At 37.7% G+C, this 16,687-nt stretch carries 12 protein-coding genes; 5 read left to right on the forward strand and 7 right to left on the reverse strand.

All coding sequences use genetic code 11. The features are described 5' to 3' along the window. The first annotated feature begins 35 nt into the window (after window positions 1–35). Both xseA and xseB read left to right on the forward strand, forming a co-directional pair. Complete coding sequence (gene xseA, locus IRZ78_RS13225) at window positions 36–1,472, forward strand: exodeoxyribonuclease VII large subunit (RefSeq protein WP_194616999.1); 1,437 nt, start codon at window positions 36–38, stop codon at window positions 1,470–1,472. Next, window positions 1,450–1,656 (forward strand): exodeoxyribonuclease VII small subunit, encoded by a 207-nt coding sequence (gene xseB, locus IRZ78_RS13230; RefSeq protein ID WP_194617000.1) that lies wholly within the window; start codon window positions 1,450–1,452, stop codon window positions 1,654–1,656. Before xseA ends, xseB begins: the two co-directional genes overlap by 23 nt. 207 nt (window positions 1,657–1,863) lie before the next feature. On the opposite strand, the gene dnaE is transcribed toward xseB, so the two are convergent. The 5 genes from dnaE to IRZ78_RS13255 all read right to left on the reverse strand — a co-directional run bounded on the left by dnaE (window position 1,864) and on the right by IRZ78_RS13255 (window position 9,960). Continuing rightward, complete coding sequence (gene dnaE / locus IRZ78_RS13235; RefSeq protein ID WP_194617001.1) at window positions 1,864–4,920, reverse strand: DNA polymerase III subunit alpha; 3,057 nt, start codon at window positions 4,918–4,920, stop codon at window positions 1,864–1,866. A 2-nt stretch (window positions 4,921–4,922) separates the two neighbouring features. Further along, window positions 4,923–6,104 carry a DNA polymerase IV gene (gene dinB / locus IRZ78_RS13240; RefSeq protein ID WP_194617002.1) on the reverse strand — a complete coding sequence of 394 codons (1,182 nt, stop codon included), beginning with the start codon at window positions 6,102–6,104 and terminating at the stop codon, window positions 4,923–4,925. Window positions 6,105–6,310: 206 nt separating this feature from the next. Beyond that, window positions 6,311–8,299, reverse strand: coding sequence for a conjugal transfer protein MobC (gene mobC / locus IRZ78_RS13245; RefSeq protein ID WP_194617077.1), 1,989 nt, complete (start codon window positions 8,297–8,299; stop codon window positions 6,311–6,313). 21 nt (window positions 8,300–8,320) lie between these two features. Beyond that, window positions 8,321–9,580, reverse strand: a complete 1,260-nt coding sequence (locus IRZ78_RS13250) for a relaxase/mobilization nuclease domain-containing protein (RefSeq protein ID WP_194617003.1) — start codon at window positions 9,578–9,580, stop codon at window positions 8,321–8,323. After that, on the reverse strand, window positions 9,565–9,960 hold the full coding sequence (locus IRZ78_RS13255) for a plasmid mobilization relaxosome protein MobC (RefSeq protein WP_347349829.1): 396 nt from the start codon (window positions 9,958–9,960) through the stop codon (window positions 9,565–9,567). The genes IRZ78_RS13250 and IRZ78_RS13255 overlap by 16 nt, the downstream gene beginning before the upstream one ends. A 289-nt stretch (window positions 9,961–10,249) precedes the next feature. Here IRZ78_RS13255 and IRZ78_RS13260 point away from each other — a divergent pair, with 289 nt between their 5' ends. From IRZ78_RS13260 to IRZ78_RS13270, 3 genes are all read left to right on the forward strand, one after another. Continuing rightward, window positions 10,250–10,540, forward strand: coding sequence for a hypothetical protein (locus tag IRZ78_RS13260; RefSeq protein WP_194617004.1), 291 nt, complete (start codon window positions 10,250–10,252; stop codon window positions 10,538–10,540). Between the two features lie 199 nt (window positions 10,541–10,739). Further along, window positions 10,740–12,281, forward strand: coding sequence for a MauE/DoxX family redox-associated membrane protein (locus IRZ78_RS13265; protein ID WP_194617005.1), 1,542 nt, complete (start codon window positions 10,740–10,742; stop codon window positions 12,279–12,281). A gap of 60 nt (window positions 12,282–12,341) precedes the next feature. Beyond that, window positions 12,342–12,614, forward strand: a complete 273-nt coding sequence (locus IRZ78_RS13270; protein WP_194617006.1) for a DUF6520 family protein — start codon at window positions 12,342–12,344, stop codon at window positions 12,612–12,614. Window positions 12,615–12,674: 60 nt separating this feature from the next. Here the strand turns inward: IRZ78_RS13270 and IRZ78_RS13275 are convergent, their stop codons facing one another. Both IRZ78_RS13275 and IRZ78_RS13280 read right to left on the reverse strand, forming a co-directional pair. Continuing rightward, window positions 12,675–15,296, reverse strand: a complete 2,622-nt coding sequence (locus IRZ78_RS13275) for a prolyl oligopeptidase family serine peptidase (protein ID WP_194617007.1) — start codon at window positions 15,294–15,296, stop codon at window positions 12,675–12,677. Then, complete coding sequence (locus tag IRZ78_RS13280) at window positions 15,283–16,674, reverse strand: RagB/SusD family nutrient uptake outer membrane protein (protein WP_194617008.1); 1,392 nt, start codon at window positions 16,672–16,674, stop codon at window positions 15,283–15,285. Before IRZ78_RS13280 ends, IRZ78_RS13275 begins: the two co-directional genes overlap by 14 nt. Between the last annotated feature and the right edge of the window lie 13 nt (window positions 16,675–16,687).

Genomic DNA, 16,687 nt, shown 5'->3' on the forward strand with positions numbered 1-16,687 from the left:
GTAGTACCTTAGCTAAACACAAGAAATCCCAATCAATGGAACCGCATCCCTATATCAGACTCTCAGCGCTTAATGACATGATTCATGATACGATCAGTGCTCGTTTTGCCTCGCAGCGTTTCTGGGTACTGGCCGATATCACCAATCATTCGTATAAGGCAGATAAAAAAAGCCATTATTTCGAACTGGTGGAGAAAGCCCAAAACGGCAATGCGGTAACTGCCAAGATGCTCGGTAAATCATGGGGTGGGGGAGCACAGCGAATTGAAGAATTTGAAAAAAATACAGGACAGGCCTTTACCAACAACCTACATGTACTGGTGCAGGTGAGTGTGGATTATCATCCCTTATACGGATTGTCTGTGAGCGTTCTGGATATCGACAGCAATTTTATGCTGGGAATACTTGAGCAGCAGCGAAATGCCACCCTTGAGCGTCTGGTGAAGGAAAATGATTTTATCCAAAAAGAGGGAGATGGTTATTCCACATTTAACAGGAGGCTCAAACTTCCAGCTGTAATTCAAAAGGTGGCTGTCATATCGTCGAGCAGCTCGGCAGGAAATGAAGATTTCCGCCATACGATGCAGCATAATGATTTTGGCTACGTTTTTCAGATCGATGATTATTATACTGTTGTGCAGGGAGATAATAATGCAAAACTTTTTATGAATAAACTTATCGAGATTTACAATACCGGAATCCCATACGACGCTGTTGTCGTTAACAGGGGCGGCGGTTCGCAGTCCGATTTTTTAATCTTTGATAATTATAATATCGGAAGGGCTGTGGCTAAATTCCCAATTCCAATTATAACAGGGATTGGACACCAGAAAAATGTCAGTATAACGGATCTGATGGCCCATACCCACACCAAAACACCAACCAAGGCAGCTGAGTTTATTATTGCCCATAACCGCAGTTTTGAGCAGGAAATCCTATCACTGCAGCAAAATATTGTCATAAAATCCCAGCAGCTTTTTCATGTTCATTACAAAGAACTCAGCGAGCTTAAAAACGCTGTTTCCCATAATGCGAGGGAACTTTTACAGATACATCGCGAAGAACTGGCAAAAACCAACCAGCAGATTATCAGTAGTTCAAGATTGGTTTTGTATGGACATCAAAAGAAGCTAATCCTGACTGCCCATAAGGTAGTTCAGAGCCCAAAAATGCTGCTGCAGCAGAAAAAAAATGATTTGACGCATATCAAAAATTCCATAAAGAACACTACTAATGATTATCTTCGCCGGGAGAAAGTTACTTTGGAGCATCACCTTAAAAGTATTCAGATGATGTCCCCGCAGAATATCCTTCGTAAAGGCTATGCAATTGTAAAGTTCAATGAAAAAATAATCAGCAGTGCAGAAAATATTCAGGCTGGGCAGGAGATAGAGGTGATCCTGAAAGACGCTAAACTAAAAAGCACCGTTAAAGAAAAAATACAATACGATGGAAGAGAAAATGACCTATGAGGCTGCCCTTTCTGAGCTAACAGCTATTTCGAAAGAAATAGAAAATGAAACGATCTCGGTTGATACCCTGGCTTCCAAAGTGAAAAGGGCTTCAGAGCTTATTGAGTTCTGCCAGACCAAACTTAAAAACACAGAAGCGGAAGTCAGCAAGATCATCAGCAGGATGGAAAACCCGGAAAACTAAATAAAAAAGAGATATACTATCGTAATTATTTCTTCGTTATGTAGATATATAACCCGACTACATGAGAATACTTAACAAAAAAGTTTAAATATTCAATTATATATGCCTCTTACTTTATAAGTCCCATTACACATGTAATGGGACTTTTTTATGTCACTATACTGCAGATAAAATTTTCTCTTTATGATTTTCAAAAGACTTTATTATTTATAAAATCATTTTGTTTCTAGGCAGATTAATTTCATGTTCCTGCGGATATGGTGCCCGATGGGTCATACTCACATCTTCACGAATCTGCTGGTGTGCTTTATACTGATTATCACTTGCATTGGAGTAACGCGGATCGGGGATGAAAGGCATTTTTTCCATCTTAAGGATGGTTATCGTTGGAAAGTGATAATCTACTTCCACGTTTCCCAACAGCAGATAACATCCTCCTCCCTGAAATGGATATTTTGCCAGGCTGTCGGTAAAATGCGCCGTATCAAAGAACTCGCCATAAGCATCTATCCAAGTCCCAAAATACATGGCTCCCATTTTAGTCGGGACATGTTTTCTGGATATCAGATAAGCGAGCATACGGACTGTTTTTTTGTGATATTTTAATAAATCTTTAGCCAAGACATCACCTCTGAATTTAGTTTTCAGAAGGTCAAAGGGAGAGCATGAGACAGGAAAACTCAATAATTCAATTTCATCAAATGCATCTTCAAATTCCGAGCGTTCCAGTTTTGGAAGTTCATATTCTTTGACAGGCTCCTGAATGAGCATAAGATTTCTGTTTTCAGGCTTGAAGTTGATCAGAATCAATCTTGCGATTACCAGCAGCTGATTCTTTGTCTTTCCAGTAAAGCGGAAAGCCCCTATAAAGATCAGGATCTGAATGCCTTCAATGCCAATTGGAATACGGTTGATAAAATCTTCCAGGGATTTGTAATTTCCATTTTTTTCACGCTCGGTCTGTATCATAAAAGCTGTTTTGGATTCCAGACTCTGCAGGTGCATAAAACCCAAATACACGTCTGTTCCATATAACGTTGTTTCGAACTCGCTTTTATTCACGCATGGATTATGCACAGAAGCGCCTGACATTTTTGCTTCATGAACGTATACTTCGGTTCTGTAAAAACCACCCTGATTGTTTATGACTGCTACCATAAATTCAACGGGATAATACACTTTCAAATAGAGACTCTGATAACTCTCCACGGCATAAGAAGCCGAATGTGCCTTGCAGAAAGAATAGCCCGCAAAAGATTCTATCTGGCGGTATATTTCTTCACTAAGCCTGAGCGGATGGCCTTTTTCACCACAGCAGGCAAAGAAATTATCTTTTACTTTCTGCAGCGCCGATTTTGAACGTCCTTTTCCTGACATTGCACGGCGAAGGATATCTCCATCAGCGGCAGGAAGGCCTCCATAATGAAGCGCAATTTTTATGACGTCCTCCTGATATACCATAATACCATAAGTTTCGCCCAACTGCTGCTCGAAAACCGGGTGGAAGTATTCGAATTTATCAGGATGGTTATGGCGGAAAATATACTCTTTCATCATGCCGGACTGTGCCACACCTGGACGTATGATAGAGGAGGCTGCAACGAGTGTTTTGTAATTATCACAGTTTAGACGACGAAGTAGTCCGCGCATAGCCGGGCTTTCAATATAAAAGCAGCCTATTGTTTTACCCAATGCTAAGAACTCATTGCACCTGGTCTCGTTTTTTGAAATAGCAGTATCACGGATGTTAAGCCTGATACCCCGGTTTTTTTCAATGAGCTTTACGCTGTCATCAATGTGACCGATACCGCGCTGGCTCAGGATGTCAAATTTCTCCAGTCCAATGTCTTCTGCAACATGCATATCAAAAAGTACAATTGGAAAACCTTTAGGAGGCATTTCCAGAGGTGTATAATTTGTGATAGGCTCTTCAGAAATCAGTATGCCGCAGGAATGCATATTTCTTTGGTTGGGATACTTCTCTAAAAGCATACCATACTGCTGAATCTGTCTTACTACCTTATTTGTGGCGTGAAGTTCCATTGGATTTTTAGCCAATGCATCGAGTTCTTCTTTTGGAAGTCCAAAAACTTTGCCTACTTCACGAAATATAGATTTGTATTTAAATTCAACATTGGTACCGCAGAAAGCGACGTGTTCATATCCATAACGTGAAAAAATATACTCTAAAATCGTATCACGTTCTTTCCAGCTCCAGTCAATGTCAAAATCGGGAGGGCTTTTACGGTTGAGGTTTAAAAAACGTTCAAAATATAGGTCAAGTTCCAATGGACAGATATCTGTAATACCCAAGCAATAGGCAATGATGCTGTTGGCACCGCTGCCACGTCCGATGTGAAGAAATCCTTGGGAATTACTGAAGCGTATAATATCCCACGTAATTAAAAAGTAACCGCTGAACTCTAGCTGATCAATTACTTTGAGTTCTTTGAACATGCGGGATTTTGCTTCTGCATTATTCTCTCCGTAGCGCCACTCCAGACCTTTTTTGGCCAGAGTAGTCAGCAAGGTCATATCATCTTTTCGGTTATTGGTATAAAATTTCTTGTTTTTGGGAGTCTTAAAGTCAAATTCAAAATTGCACTGCGCAATAATTTTTCCGGTGTTTGCAATAATTCCGGGATACTGCCCATAGCAGGATAAAATTCTTTGAACATCAACCATTACTTCTGAATCCCTGCAGAAATCCGAAGGGGCAAGTTTAGATAAAATAACATTAAGGTCAATGGCCCGAAGAATCTTGTGCAGTTCGTATTCCTTTTTGTTTCTAAAGGTTACAGGCTGGAGGATAACCATTTTTTCCTGCCTGTTTTTCCATTCGGACAAAATGAGCTTTTGCAGCTGTTCAGGACGAATGCCGATATATTCATTTTCTTTTAAAGTGGAGGGCACATTTTCCAAGGGATAGATGATAAAAACATGGTCAAACTCCGGAGCAGAGAGCGGCAGAGTGGTATTGTCAAAATTATGGTGGGTTAAAAAGCGGTTCATTTCAGCCAGCCCATCTGCATTTTTTGCCAGCCCGATGTAGCGCAGCTGATTTTCACTGCGGAACTCCATTCCTATAACAGGCTTAATACCTGTAATGTTACAGCCTTTTATAAAATCGTAAATTCCAGTTACGGTATTAATATCTGTAAGTGCCATGGAAGTCACTCCGCAGTTTACTGCATGCTGGATTAATTCCTCAAGGGGAATGGTGCCATATCGCAGGGAATGAAAGGAATGGCAGTTTAGGTACATAACTAGGGTTTACGTTTTAAAATTTCATTTTTAGTATTGGGCTTGAATGAAGCTCCGGCGCATCTCATTACCGCATCAAAGCCATAACGGCTTTTCATTTTGTCCATAGCCTGATAGAGTGCCAGCATTTCTTCGGTATCCTGAAAAAGATCGATCTGGTAAGTACCGCGAACCAGTCCGCTGAACCGAACACCAATAAGCCGAAGCCGCATTCGGCGCTGGTATAATTTTTCAAAGAGTTCCGTTACGGTTTTGGTGAGAATATGATCGGCAGATGTATACTGAACGCGACATTGTTTGGTTTCTGTATCAAAATTAGCGTAGCGTATTTTGATGGTTACCGTTGAAGCCAGCCACTGTTCTGACCGGAGTTGAAAAGCCAGTTTTTCCACCATTCCAAGGATTACTCTTTTTAGTTTATCAATATCAATAGTATCCTGAGTGAAAGTATGCTCTGTGGATATGGATTTTCGCTCGGTGTAAGGTTCTACAGGATTATTATCAATACCATTGGATTTTTTCCATAATTCAATTCCGTTCTTTCCGATCATCTGCTGGAGTACCTCACAGGGCATTTTAGAAAGAGTTTCAATAGTTCTGATCCCTATCCTTGACAAGAGCTGAAAAGTTTTATCCCCAACCATTGGTATTTTTTGGACAGACAGCGGATTTAAAAATTGCTGAACCATTTCTGGGGGAATCTGAAGGTTCTGCTTTTGTTTGCCTTCCCCTGTACCGATTTTGGAAACGGTTTTATTAATTGAAAGGGCAAATGTAAGGGGGAGTCCTGTTTCCTTTGTAATGGTCTGGGCCAGTTCATTTGTCCACTTATAGCTTCCATGGAATTTATCCATACCGGTAATGTCCAGATAAAATTCATCTATGCTGGCTTTTTCTACCACGGGAGCTTTTTCCTGAATAATCTCTGTAATATCATGTGAGAGTCGGGAGTATAATTCCATATCTCCTTTCATTACTTTAGCCTGAGGGCAGAGACGAAGCGCCATTTGTATCGGCATTGCGGATCGGACTCCGAAGCGGCGTGCCTCGTAAGAGCATGATGCTACAACCCCTCTGTCTCCACCTCCAATAATAAGCGGTATGCCGCTTAATTCCGAATTTGTGAGCCTTTCGCAGGACACGAAAAACGTATTCATATCGATATGTACAACCGATCTTTCCATAATCTTCTCATTTTTATACAAGTCAAAATTAGTATAGATCGTAACATTAAATCAGTATTAATATGTTCTAATTTATAACAAAAAAACTTAATCAATATTTTCTGACGAGCTAAATACCCGTAAAAATTGAAATGCTGGAGAAATTAACCTAAAAGAAAAAATGTAAAGCGTTTATTTTTTAATGTGTTTTTTCTTAATTAAGGAATTTAGGAATCTTTTTTTATAATTAAATGAGACAGCGCAGGATTGTTAATTAAACGCTCTATTTCAGCATGCATAATATCCTGCACATCCTGTTTAATCTGCATATAATTTCGCTGTACCATAGTACTGTCAATTTTTCTAATTATTGGAATGTCCTTGTAGTTATCCTGTTCTTTTTTAAGCGCATCATGATCGTTTATAATCTCGGAATGAAAGGTTTTGAGCTCAATTTTACAATCAGGATTGTCAGCTACAATCCCCACAAATTCACCTGAACTCAATGAAGAAATTTTGGAAGGAGGAACGGCAGATTCCAACTGTTTGGAACGGCTGATTGAGGTATCTGCGCTATTAATTGAAAGGCTTTCACGATCCTGCATAATTTTTCCAAATCGTTCGGAAAGCTGTTTGGCTGTATCGCCGGTGACCTGACCGCTGATAATATTTCCTGTAATATTTAAGATCACATCCGCCTGTTCGCGTCCATAGTCCTTCCTAAGCTGACTGAAGTCCTGAATTCCTAAACAGGTCGCTACTTTATTGCTTCTTGCCGTAGCAATTAGGCTGTCCATATTGTTGAGGTATATCGTTGGAAATTCATCAAATATCAGACTGCTTTTCAGTTTTCCTTTTTGATTGACCTGCTTAATTAAGCGGCTTACATAAAGTGATAAAACAGCGCCGTAAGTTTGTATTTTCTGAGGGTTGTTTCCCATGCATACAATCTTAGGTTCGAGCGGGTTATTGATGTCCAAAGTAAAGTCATTCCCTGAAAGTACATAGTAGAGCTGCGGGGATGAGAGCCTTGCCATGGAAATTTTGGCAGAGGCAACCTGACCCTCAAGCTGCTCACTAACATCTTTAAGGTAAGCGCTGAGAAATGGATTGATAAGCACTTCAATCTCTTTTTCTGTTCTCAGCAGTGTAAAGAGACTGTCGTAATCCAGCTGCATGAGTTCAATAACGTGCGGAAGGGTACAGAATTCCCCATCATTATATTTTCGTAAATACCATATAATAGCAGTTAGAAAATTGATAGGGGATTCCACAAAAAAGTCACCCTGTTTTTTAATCCATTCCCGGTTGAGTCCCAAAAGAATAGTTCTTGCTGATTCCGCTGCATCGGTTATGTCGGTCATCGATTCAGGATACAGAGGATTGCACCTATGGGTGCGGCTCAGATCATCGAAATTAATCATGTAAAATTTGGGTTCAACAGCATAAAGATGCCTGTATTTCAACCAAGTATTATAGGCAATGATCGTCAGATCAGCGAATTTAAAATCATACACAAACATGCTAAACCCCTTTTTGATATGCTGGGTGATTACATGGCGAATTACAAAATAAGATTTCCCCGAACCTGGTGTTCCCGGAACCAGAAGCGATCGAAAAGGATTGATAATATTAATCCAGCTGTTTCGCACTTTATCTTTTAAATGATATCGGGCAGGAAGGTTAACTGAGTATTCGTTTTCTATAAGCCTTTCTTCCTGTGGGAAAGTTTCATTTTCTTTGTTGAAAATATCTTTATGATTTAATTTTCGACTGATAATTCTTGAGAGCAGCGTACCTCCGGAAAGTATCATCAGGTATCCTATCGAAGTAGCTATAATATAACCTGTAATTTTAAAAACAGGACTAAGAACTGTCAGCAAAAACAGGTAACTGATAAAATATAAAATCAGTCCTGTCAGGATGTAATATAATGCCGTTTTAAATTGCAGTTTTTCATCTTTTCGTCCTTTAGCACCGAGCAATGAAATGAGAAGTAAACCCAAGGCAAAAATTTTTGTTTTATGAAAATTACTGAAAAGCCCTGTGTTGTAAATGTTATGTAAAATCTTATCGCTAAATGGGCTGACCAATTCCCAATGTTTAAAAATCGAATAACCGAAATAATAGAAGTGAATACTCAAAAGCATTATGCTTATGAGCCTTGTCATATCTAAAATTTTTCTAAGTGCTTGATCATTTTCTCCTGTCTGCATCGCCATGGCTTTAGTGTTTAATTAATTGTCGGACTGTCCTTTTCTTTTTCTTTTTTTTCGTCTGCCTTTTAAGCTGGCAGGAATAAATTCAGATGCATATTCAGGCTGTAAAATGCTGTCAATTATCTTTTGTAATTCACGCTCAGAAATAAAAGCAGGATTTTTAGTTGCTTCTTCCTTCTGTAATTTGTTTTCATAATTATTTCCGTCGGGTTTTATCCATACATTACCGCACCTTTCAAGAATTGCCTTCGCTGCATATTGAACGCCCAACGCACTGCCATTAAAAACGCATTTTGTAGTATGGTCTACATATGTAATTCCATAGACCAGACCTTGAGAACTTTGCCTGTAAATTACAGCGATCCCTTCCTTGAGTAATTTTTTTTCCAGCCCGTCAAGGTCTATATTGCTGTTTTTTAAAAATGCCATGTCAATACTGTTTCTGATTCTTTTCATGTCAGGAACCCGGGATTTTTTATTGGCTTCAAATTTTTGTTCAAGAGTTTTCATAGTAGGCATAAAATGAAAGCTGCTCGCTTTTATAGGAACTCCAATTGGGTTTTTGTCTGCATCAATAATCTGGTATAACAGCCCTTTATGAATAAACATTTTAGAATCCTCTTTTCCTTGCAGTACTGAAATATTATATAGGTTCAATACTGCATTTAATTCTCCAATAGTTGTAAATTTATAATGCGGTATTACGGCATTTAAAATACCTGCGATCGCTTTTTTTGAATCTGAAACACCATACTCGATTTTATGAACGTTTAATGGTTTTAAATCCATTACGGTTGTCTTTTTTTTACTTTCTGCGCGTACCAAATTGAATTGTGTTTCGATTTGTTTTCGTGCTGTTTCAGACTGATTTTTTCCAATGTTCTGCATGTCAATTCTGCTGCCGTCTGCTTTTACTTTTATGGAGACAATATGGATGTGCGGATGTCCGGCATCATGGTGCTGATAAACTAAATAAGGCTGATCCCCAAAACCAATTTTATCCATATAACTACCTGCAATTTCCATGAGTTTTTCCTTTGATAATTCTTTTTCTGACGGGTCAAAATTGAGCGATATATGCACACTGTTTCGAGTCACATTTTCATTGAGTTCAAGCTGTTTTAAAAGCATGTTTAATTTAAAGCTCACATTCATTTCCTCTACGTCCATTGGATAATTTCCTTCTCCAATGCACTGGGCGGCACCAACGGAAACCTTGTTCTCATTGTAATTGAAAATAGCCCTAATGGAGCGTCCTGTATTTATGACTGCAACCATTTTTTACTGAGATTTTCGATGTGTTTTTTTACTTGGTTTATGGAATTAAAGAGTACTTTTTTTTCTATTTCATAAACCATAATCCAATGTTTAAATTCTGAAATCTGTACAAGTGTGTGAAGCTTTTTAACTGCCTGATTGAAGTTGTTTCCAATGCCATTTAAATCTTTTCTGAGTATTATGAGTTCATGCATTAATTCATCGAGTGATTCGTTTCGATATTTCAAAACCACAGGTTTCTGCAGCAGATTTTTTCTGGCATAATCACTCAATTTTCTGCAGGTTGATTTTTTAAACTGCTTCTGCAGTGTTTCATATTCGGAGCTAGTCAGTCTCAGATGCAGCCATCTGGTTCTGTTTTTGTTTTCTTCTTCCATCATTTATCTTTTTCATTTCACAAACTATTTTTCTTCTGATTTCACCGCCAACGAGTTCCGAGTAAAAAGGCGGCAAGATATCGGATGTGATACAACCGGACATCTTGCAGATTGCAGGAACGTAGCAATCTTTAAGAGCCTGAATAAAAAACTCAGACTTCTTTCAAATATTCAGACGAATTTATGCAGGAAAATCCAATGCATCCCATCATAGGTAAATTTTGCTTATGATGCTTTGAAGTGCGATTGCTAACTTTAGACTGTGATTTATTAATTTAAAAACGCTGAAATTATGAGTACAAAGAATTATGCAGCCAAGGTGTTTGATACTGTATTGAGCATCCCTGGCATGAGTGAGCCGGTGAAGATTGATCTGAAAATTTCACGCAAAAATGTGCTACTGTTATCCCATTTTATCGAACGAGGACTGCTGATGGAAAAGGATGAAGGCAGCCTCATGGGAAGCATAGCAGAGGACGAACTTACCGAACTAAAAAACATCTCGCAGGAATGTCTTCAGAAGGCGGGGCTTGTGGAACTCAATCAAAAGCTTTTGAGCTTTATTGAAGATGCGAAGTTTTAAATTAAAGAAAGACTTGAAAAGTGAAAATGCTTTATGGATTTTTAATCTGTAAAGCATTTTTTATTGCAATTGTTTGAAAATATAAATTGGCGTGTTTTTGATGTTTTTTGGCGTGTTTTTGATGTGTTTTCTTTCAAATTAGCGTTTTAAATTTGTTTATGTTTTTTTTAGTCATCTGTTCTCTAATTAATTAGCTGTTATGAATATCAAACCTCAAATAAGAATTGTCATAATTGAAATCATCTGTCTGCTATATGTACTGTTGTTTGTTTATGCGGCAACAAGTAAATTATTGGATTTTGAGCATTTTAGAATTGAGCTGGGACAGTCTCCATTGCTGAGTGCATTTGCAGATTGGATTTCGGTACTAGTACCTGTCGTGGAGTATCTTACATGCTTGCTGATTCTGATCCCACGATTTAGGCTGGCGGGATTATTCTGTGCTTATGGTCTAATGGTTATGTTTACTGCTTATATTTTTATTATTCTTAAATATACCTCATTTGTGCCCTGTTCCTGTGGAGGAGTATTGGAAAAGCTCGATTGGAAATCACACATGATATTTAACACGTTATTTGTATGTCTTGCTATTGCTGGCATTCTACTCTATGATAAAAATAAAAAAAACACTTCTCAATTTATGTTAAACGGCAAGTTATTAGGCCTTTTTTCATTAGTAACAATAATTGGAATAAGCATAGTTGCATTATTATTCATCCTTTCAGAAAATATTATGCACTACCACAATAAACTGACCAGACGATTTCCCCATTCACCAGTGGAACAGGAAGCTATATTGGATCTTAAACTCAATTCGTATTATATTGCAGGTGTAGATAGTATACATGTTTATCTTGGGAATGTGACAGCCCCTTTAGTAGTTACTACTTTGGACAAACAATTTCAGTCTATACATAAAAATATGATTGAAATAAATAAAAAAAATCTTCCTTTTAGAGGCATCAAAGTTTGTGTAATTCCCCCATATTTTTTTGCAGCAGATGGAACCATACCATGCATTTTTAGAGGTAAAACCGATAACTGGAAAGCAGAATTGGTTAATCAAAACGGTGAATATTTTACAACTGTAATACCAATTGATTCGGTTACCATTGCTGTGTCTACAAACAGTAAAAAAAATGGAGATAACATTCTTGGTGTAATTCAGATTGGAAATAAAACTCAAACCATATTAAATCCACAGATACTTCAGAAACAATTTGATGGTGTTTTTGATACTGACGGGCATCTCTTATACAGTAAAGACATACAGAGCATAATTTATCTATACGCTTACAGAAATCAATTTACAATTAGCGATAAAAAGTTAAAGATTATAGGAAGAGGAACTACTATAGATACAATCTCTCATGCAAAATTAAGTATAATTAAAGACCAAAAATATAATCAAAGAAAATTTTCTAAGCCTCCATTATTTGTCAATAAAGACGTTACGGTATATAAAAATCTGCTGTTTGTTAATTCTGCTATTCCCGGCCGGTACGAGACTGACAGAATGTGGAAGAGAACGAGTGTTATAGATGTTTATGACCTAATGAATAAGACTTATATTTTAAGTTTTACACTAAACGATCTTGATAATAGAAAAGTAAAGAAAATTGTTGCGCACAATAATCAATTATATGTGTTAATAGGGACTCATATCATAAGATTCAAAATGGACTCGCAAATCACTTCAAAATATAGTAAAACAAATACAAACAATCTATTGGCCAAATAGCAGGGATGTGATCGAAAACCTGTAAAAAAGAGTAGATCATTAACCATAAATTATATTATTATGAAATCAAATGTTTTAAAAATCGGTCTGCCGCTGGGTGTCATAGCATTTGGCTTGGCAAGTGCGGCTAGTACAAGCTCTTTAAGTGCAACGGATAGAGCTTTTGCCCAAAACGGGTATCAGCGTACCACCGCTAATCCAACCCCATGCGATTACGTACGACAATGTGACGAAAATGGAAATTTTGCGTGTACTGTTAGCGATAGCGGAATTGGTAAACAGCTTTATGATGAGGAAACTTGTTTAATTCCGCTTAAAAGAAGTACTCCTTAAAAAGTGACTGCGGATAATGAAACCGCCGCATAGGATTTATGCGGCGGTATTTTAATAAATTCAGTGCTTATAATTAGGTTCTATCCAGTTCTCTCTTGGACCTTCCTTAAGGTAATGATCAAACCATTTCATGATTCTCAGGCTAAGGTCTTCCTGATTTTTTTTTGAAACGATCTCATGCCCTTCATGCGGATAAACCAGCAACGTATGTTCCTTATTCAGCCGTCTTAAAGCCAGGTAAAATTCCATCGTTTGAAGTGAATGAATGTGGCGGTCGTCTTCGCCCACCCATCCCAGAAGAGGCGTTTTTATGCTTTCTGCCAAAAGCACAGGTGAATTGTTTAAATAACTCGTCATATCTTCATATAGAGATTTACCTATTCTTAACTGATGATTTTCTGTCCTAAAGAAATCCGGCCTTCTAAAAGACGGACCGATGTAAAGATAGGCGCTTACCAGATCTGTCCACGCAGAACCTGCAACAGCTGCCGCGAAACGATTGGTCTGTGTGATTATCAGATTGGTTTCATATGCTCCGAAAGAATGGCCAATCAATCCTATCTTATTAGGATGAACATTTCCTTTTCTGATAACTGTATCTACCGCAACCAGTACACTTTTAGTTACGGATTCACGCAGATTACCAAACTCATATACGATGTCCGGATACAGCACAAAATATCCTTGAGCGGTAAAATTCGTAACATTAAAACCGTCTCCAGAAAATAATGTCGGATTCTCGTACTCGTTAAGTCTGTAAAACTGCCTTTCATAAATGTACACAATCATTGGATATTTTTCATCCTTTTTATACCCTGCAGGATAGGATAGCACTCCTTTCACTTTTTGGCCATTTACCATATATTCAATGCGTTCATTCTTCGGCCACTCATAATGTTTCTGATGTTTATTACTCTGTATGATTTCTTTAGGCTTGCCGTCATAAACAAGAAGTCTTGGTGGCAAAGAAAAGCTCTGCTCTGTATACATGTAAACATTTTTATTTTTTGCTTTACTGATTGGTAAAACTTTCTTATGACCCCATACCAATTCTTTGATTCCAAGTTTTAAACTCCAATAACTTAAACCTGTTTCACCTGTTTCCTTGTTGGAAGCTGTCATTAGAAAACCTTTGTTAAGATCGAGAATATATTTTTTTGTCTCGGTGTCTCCATGTGTAACTTCAACATCGAAGAGTTTTACTCTATAAGACTTTTGCCTCTCTCTTCCATTAGTGATTCTCTTCTTAAATTTCCCATCTAGTGAAAGCAGCCAGAGATCATATTTGTCATACAAAACAATCTGACTTTCATTGGTCCATCCTGCTATTCCGTAAGAGGCAATTTCTCCAGGTCTGTCAGTGTCTTCAGAAACAAAACTGTTGGTCATCCGTGAGGTAATACAGGTATGTTTTTTTTGTTCAATATTGTAAACCCACCATTGCCCTTCTTTCTGATAGCATATATTTCGTCCGTCGGGTGAACCTGAAGGTTTGACGCCGGCAGAATAATTTTTAATCACTAATTTCTTTTTTCCAGTTTTTAAATCTATTTCATATAAGTCATAAGGACCATTTTGTTTGGTTTGAGGTTCGTACGCCACTGGATCATAAATAAAAGCCGTCCGGTAATCTGCCGCCAGAAAACCTTTTGGCTGCTCTTTGTCTGTAATCTGAAGCACTTTATTCTCTTCTAGATTCCATACCGCCATTTTATCTGACCACGTATAAAAAGGCATGTATTTTTGAAAGTCAAAGAGCTGTTTGTCTTTGGAATTCCAGACTTGCACTTCCCCTTGCTTATACTTGCTATTCTCATAAAGAGACTCTTTCATCCAAAAGAATAGTTTAGATCCATCGTCAGAACGAATAGGAACTCTGTATTCTAAATTTGAAATTTTCATATCAGCAGAAAACCCTAGATTATTAGCTGAATTTAAACTATCCAGCTGTTTTTTCTTTAAGTCATAATTGTAAAGCACAGGATCATTTATTTTATTGCCAACAAATGCAATTGCATTCTTTTTCCACATCACATTCTGAAATGGAAAACTGTTATTTTTGACAATAATCTTATTGATTATGGCATCTTCGAATGTGACTACTTCAATTCCAAACTGCTTTTCATTTGCGGTGCTGTATACTACACCATTCATTTTAGGGTCATAGCAGTAATGTGTTATGTCTGAACCAGCTTCTAAAATTTTGCCATTTATAGCCCTTATTTCTAAACCAAGGTTTCCATTATTCTGTTTTAGGAAAAGGATTAGATATTTATAATTAGATGAAAACTCAAAACTTGATACTGCATTTCTTTTGTAATATTTCTTAGTCTTAAGATTTATGAGTTTAAAAGTGTCGCCAGTCATACAGGCAAAATCCGATTCAGCATTAAATTTTCCATCACTGGCATTCGGAAAAATCACTCTGTTTTTGAGATCATCCGAATTCTGTACAATCAAAGAGTCAGCATCCGAGTATTTGTAATGAAGATTATAGCTGACCCATTTTCCGTTAATTGATATCTTGTCAGGATTCAGCTGACTCCATAATTTATAATCATCAGTTTTCAATTGTTTTTTTTGGTCAGCCTGCCCCATTATTTCAGGGCAGGTTACTAACCAAAAAATGAAACAGGTAAACCTGAAAAAAAAATCTTTTATCATATAATTAATAGCCTTCATTCTGCGGTTTTAGATTTGAATTTAACAATAGCTCATTTTCGGGGAGAGGAAGAAGCCTATTCGTATTTTTCCACTGGGGCTTTACTTTTAAAAGCGCTGCATCAAGACGATTTGTTCTTTTAAGGTCAAAAAAGCGGTGGCCGCATTCTGTAAAAAATTCCAAGCGACGCTCAATTAGAACAGCATCAATAATTTCTGATGCAGTCACTGCTGCTGTATTATCAAGTCCCGCAAGGTTTCTTGTCTTATTTAAATCTTGTTTGGCACCAATTAAATCACCTGAATGTGCACGAGCTTCAGCTCGTATCAAATATTGTTCTGCAATCCTAAAAACTATGGAGTACTCAACAGATGAACTGGTTGTTGTCTGTCTTTTGTATTTATAAGGATGATACCAAGCCGAAGTTCCACTGGTAACTGTCTTTATCCATTGCGTTTTTCGCAAATCATTGGAACTAAACGCCATTAACAAATCATTTGTAACTGCAACTGAAGGAGGCGGTCCCTGAGCAAAAATTAAATTAGCCCCTTCATATGTATTTCGTCCAGCTATTGATGGGGAAAATTGCCAGATTGTAGAACGGCTTTCCTTAAGAAAGATCGCATCGAGTACTGTAGGCCAAACATAAAGATCGGTCTGATTTAAAACTGCAGAAGCATTGTTCGAAGCCTCTTCCCATAATTCCATGTAAAGGCATAAGCGTGCAAGAAGCGCCTGTGCAGCTGCTCTATTTGGCCTCACTCTGTCTGTATTGACATAATTTACGGGAAGTAATTCAACGGCTTGTTCTAAGTCTTTTTTGACAACCTGATATACTGTTTTTTCAGGAATCTTGGATACAGCACTGTTTTTTCTGTAATCTGTCTCAGTGATAAAAGGGATAGGCCCAAAGCAATTAACCAGATAGAAATGAATTAATGCACGAACGAATAGCGCCTCTCCGGTGAGCTGCGCTTTGTCTATATCGGATAATGCCTGAGATCCCTTTACGCCTTCAATTACAGCATTTGCAGCATAAATCTGATTATAGCTGCTGTTCCAGAGTTCTGTAATTTCTGAACCTGTAGCCAAGAGGGAATTATTGAAAAAATTTGCCTGACTTGTTCCCTCAAGGCCGTAGTACTGAAGCTCGTCGGTATATAATCCAAGCTGCCTGTAAAGACCTGTGGCGTTGCCTGTCAATAATCCCTTATCTCTTATTTTAGAATAAATGTCAGTCATTGCTGCATTCGCCGTTGTCTTGTTTTCAAATACGGCAGCCGATGTTAATTGTGAAGATGGAAGTTCTACTTCGGTAAAATTTGAACATCCTGAAAATAACACTGCCAGCGAGATTAATTTTCTTAACTTGTATTTTGTTGAAATGATTGTTTTCATGCTCAAAGTAATT

It is taken from the genome of Flavobacterium sp. CSZ (genome assembly GCF_015350725.1).
Taxonomy (GTDB): domain Bacteria; phylum Bacteroidota; class Bacteroidia; order Flavobacteriales; family Flavobacteriaceae; genus Flavobacterium.

Coding starts and splice junctions, on each gene's coding strand:
- xseA (WP_194616999.1), top strand. CDS start 36: ATGGAACCGCATCCCTATATCAGACTCTCAGCGCTTAATGACATGATT.
- xseB (WP_194617000.1), top strand. CDS start 1,450: ATGGAAGAGAAAATGACCTATGAGGCTGCCCTTTCTGAGCTAACAGCT.
- dnaE (WP_194617001.1), bottom strand. CDS start 4,920: ATGTACCTAAACTGCCATTCCTTTCATTCCCTGCGATATGGCACCATT.
- dinB (WP_194617002.1), bottom strand. CDS start 6,104: ATGGAAAGATCGGTTGTACATATCGATATGAATACGTTTTTCGTGTCC.
- mobC (WP_194617077.1), bottom strand. CDS start 8,299: ATGCAGACAGGAGAAAATGATCAAGCACTTAGAAAAATTTTAGATATG.
- IRZ78_RS13250 (WP_194617003.1), bottom strand. CDS start 9,580: ATGGTTGCAGTCATAAATACAGGACGCTCCATTAGGGCTATTTTCAAT.
- IRZ78_RS13255 (WP_347349829.1), bottom strand. CDS start 9,960: ATGATGGAAGAAGAAAACAAAAACAGAACCAGATGGCTGCATCTGAGA.
- IRZ78_RS13260 (WP_194617004.1), top strand. CDS start 10,250: ATGAGTACAAAGAATTATGCAGCCAAGGTGTTTGATACTGTATTGAGC.
- IRZ78_RS13265 (WP_194617005.1), top strand. CDS start 10,740: ATGAATATCAAACCTCAAATAAGAATTGTCATAATTGAAATCATCTGT.
- IRZ78_RS13270 (WP_194617006.1), top strand. CDS start 12,342: ATGAAATCAAATGTTTTAAAAATCGGTCTGCCGCTGGGTGTCATAGCA.
- IRZ78_RS13275 (WP_194617007.1), bottom strand. CDS start 15,296: ATGAAGGCTATTAATTATATGATAAAAGATTTTTTTTTCAGGTTTACC.
- IRZ78_RS13280 (WP_194617008.1), bottom strand. CDS start 16,674: ATGAAAACAATCATTTCAACAAAATACAAGTTAAGAAAATTAATCTCG.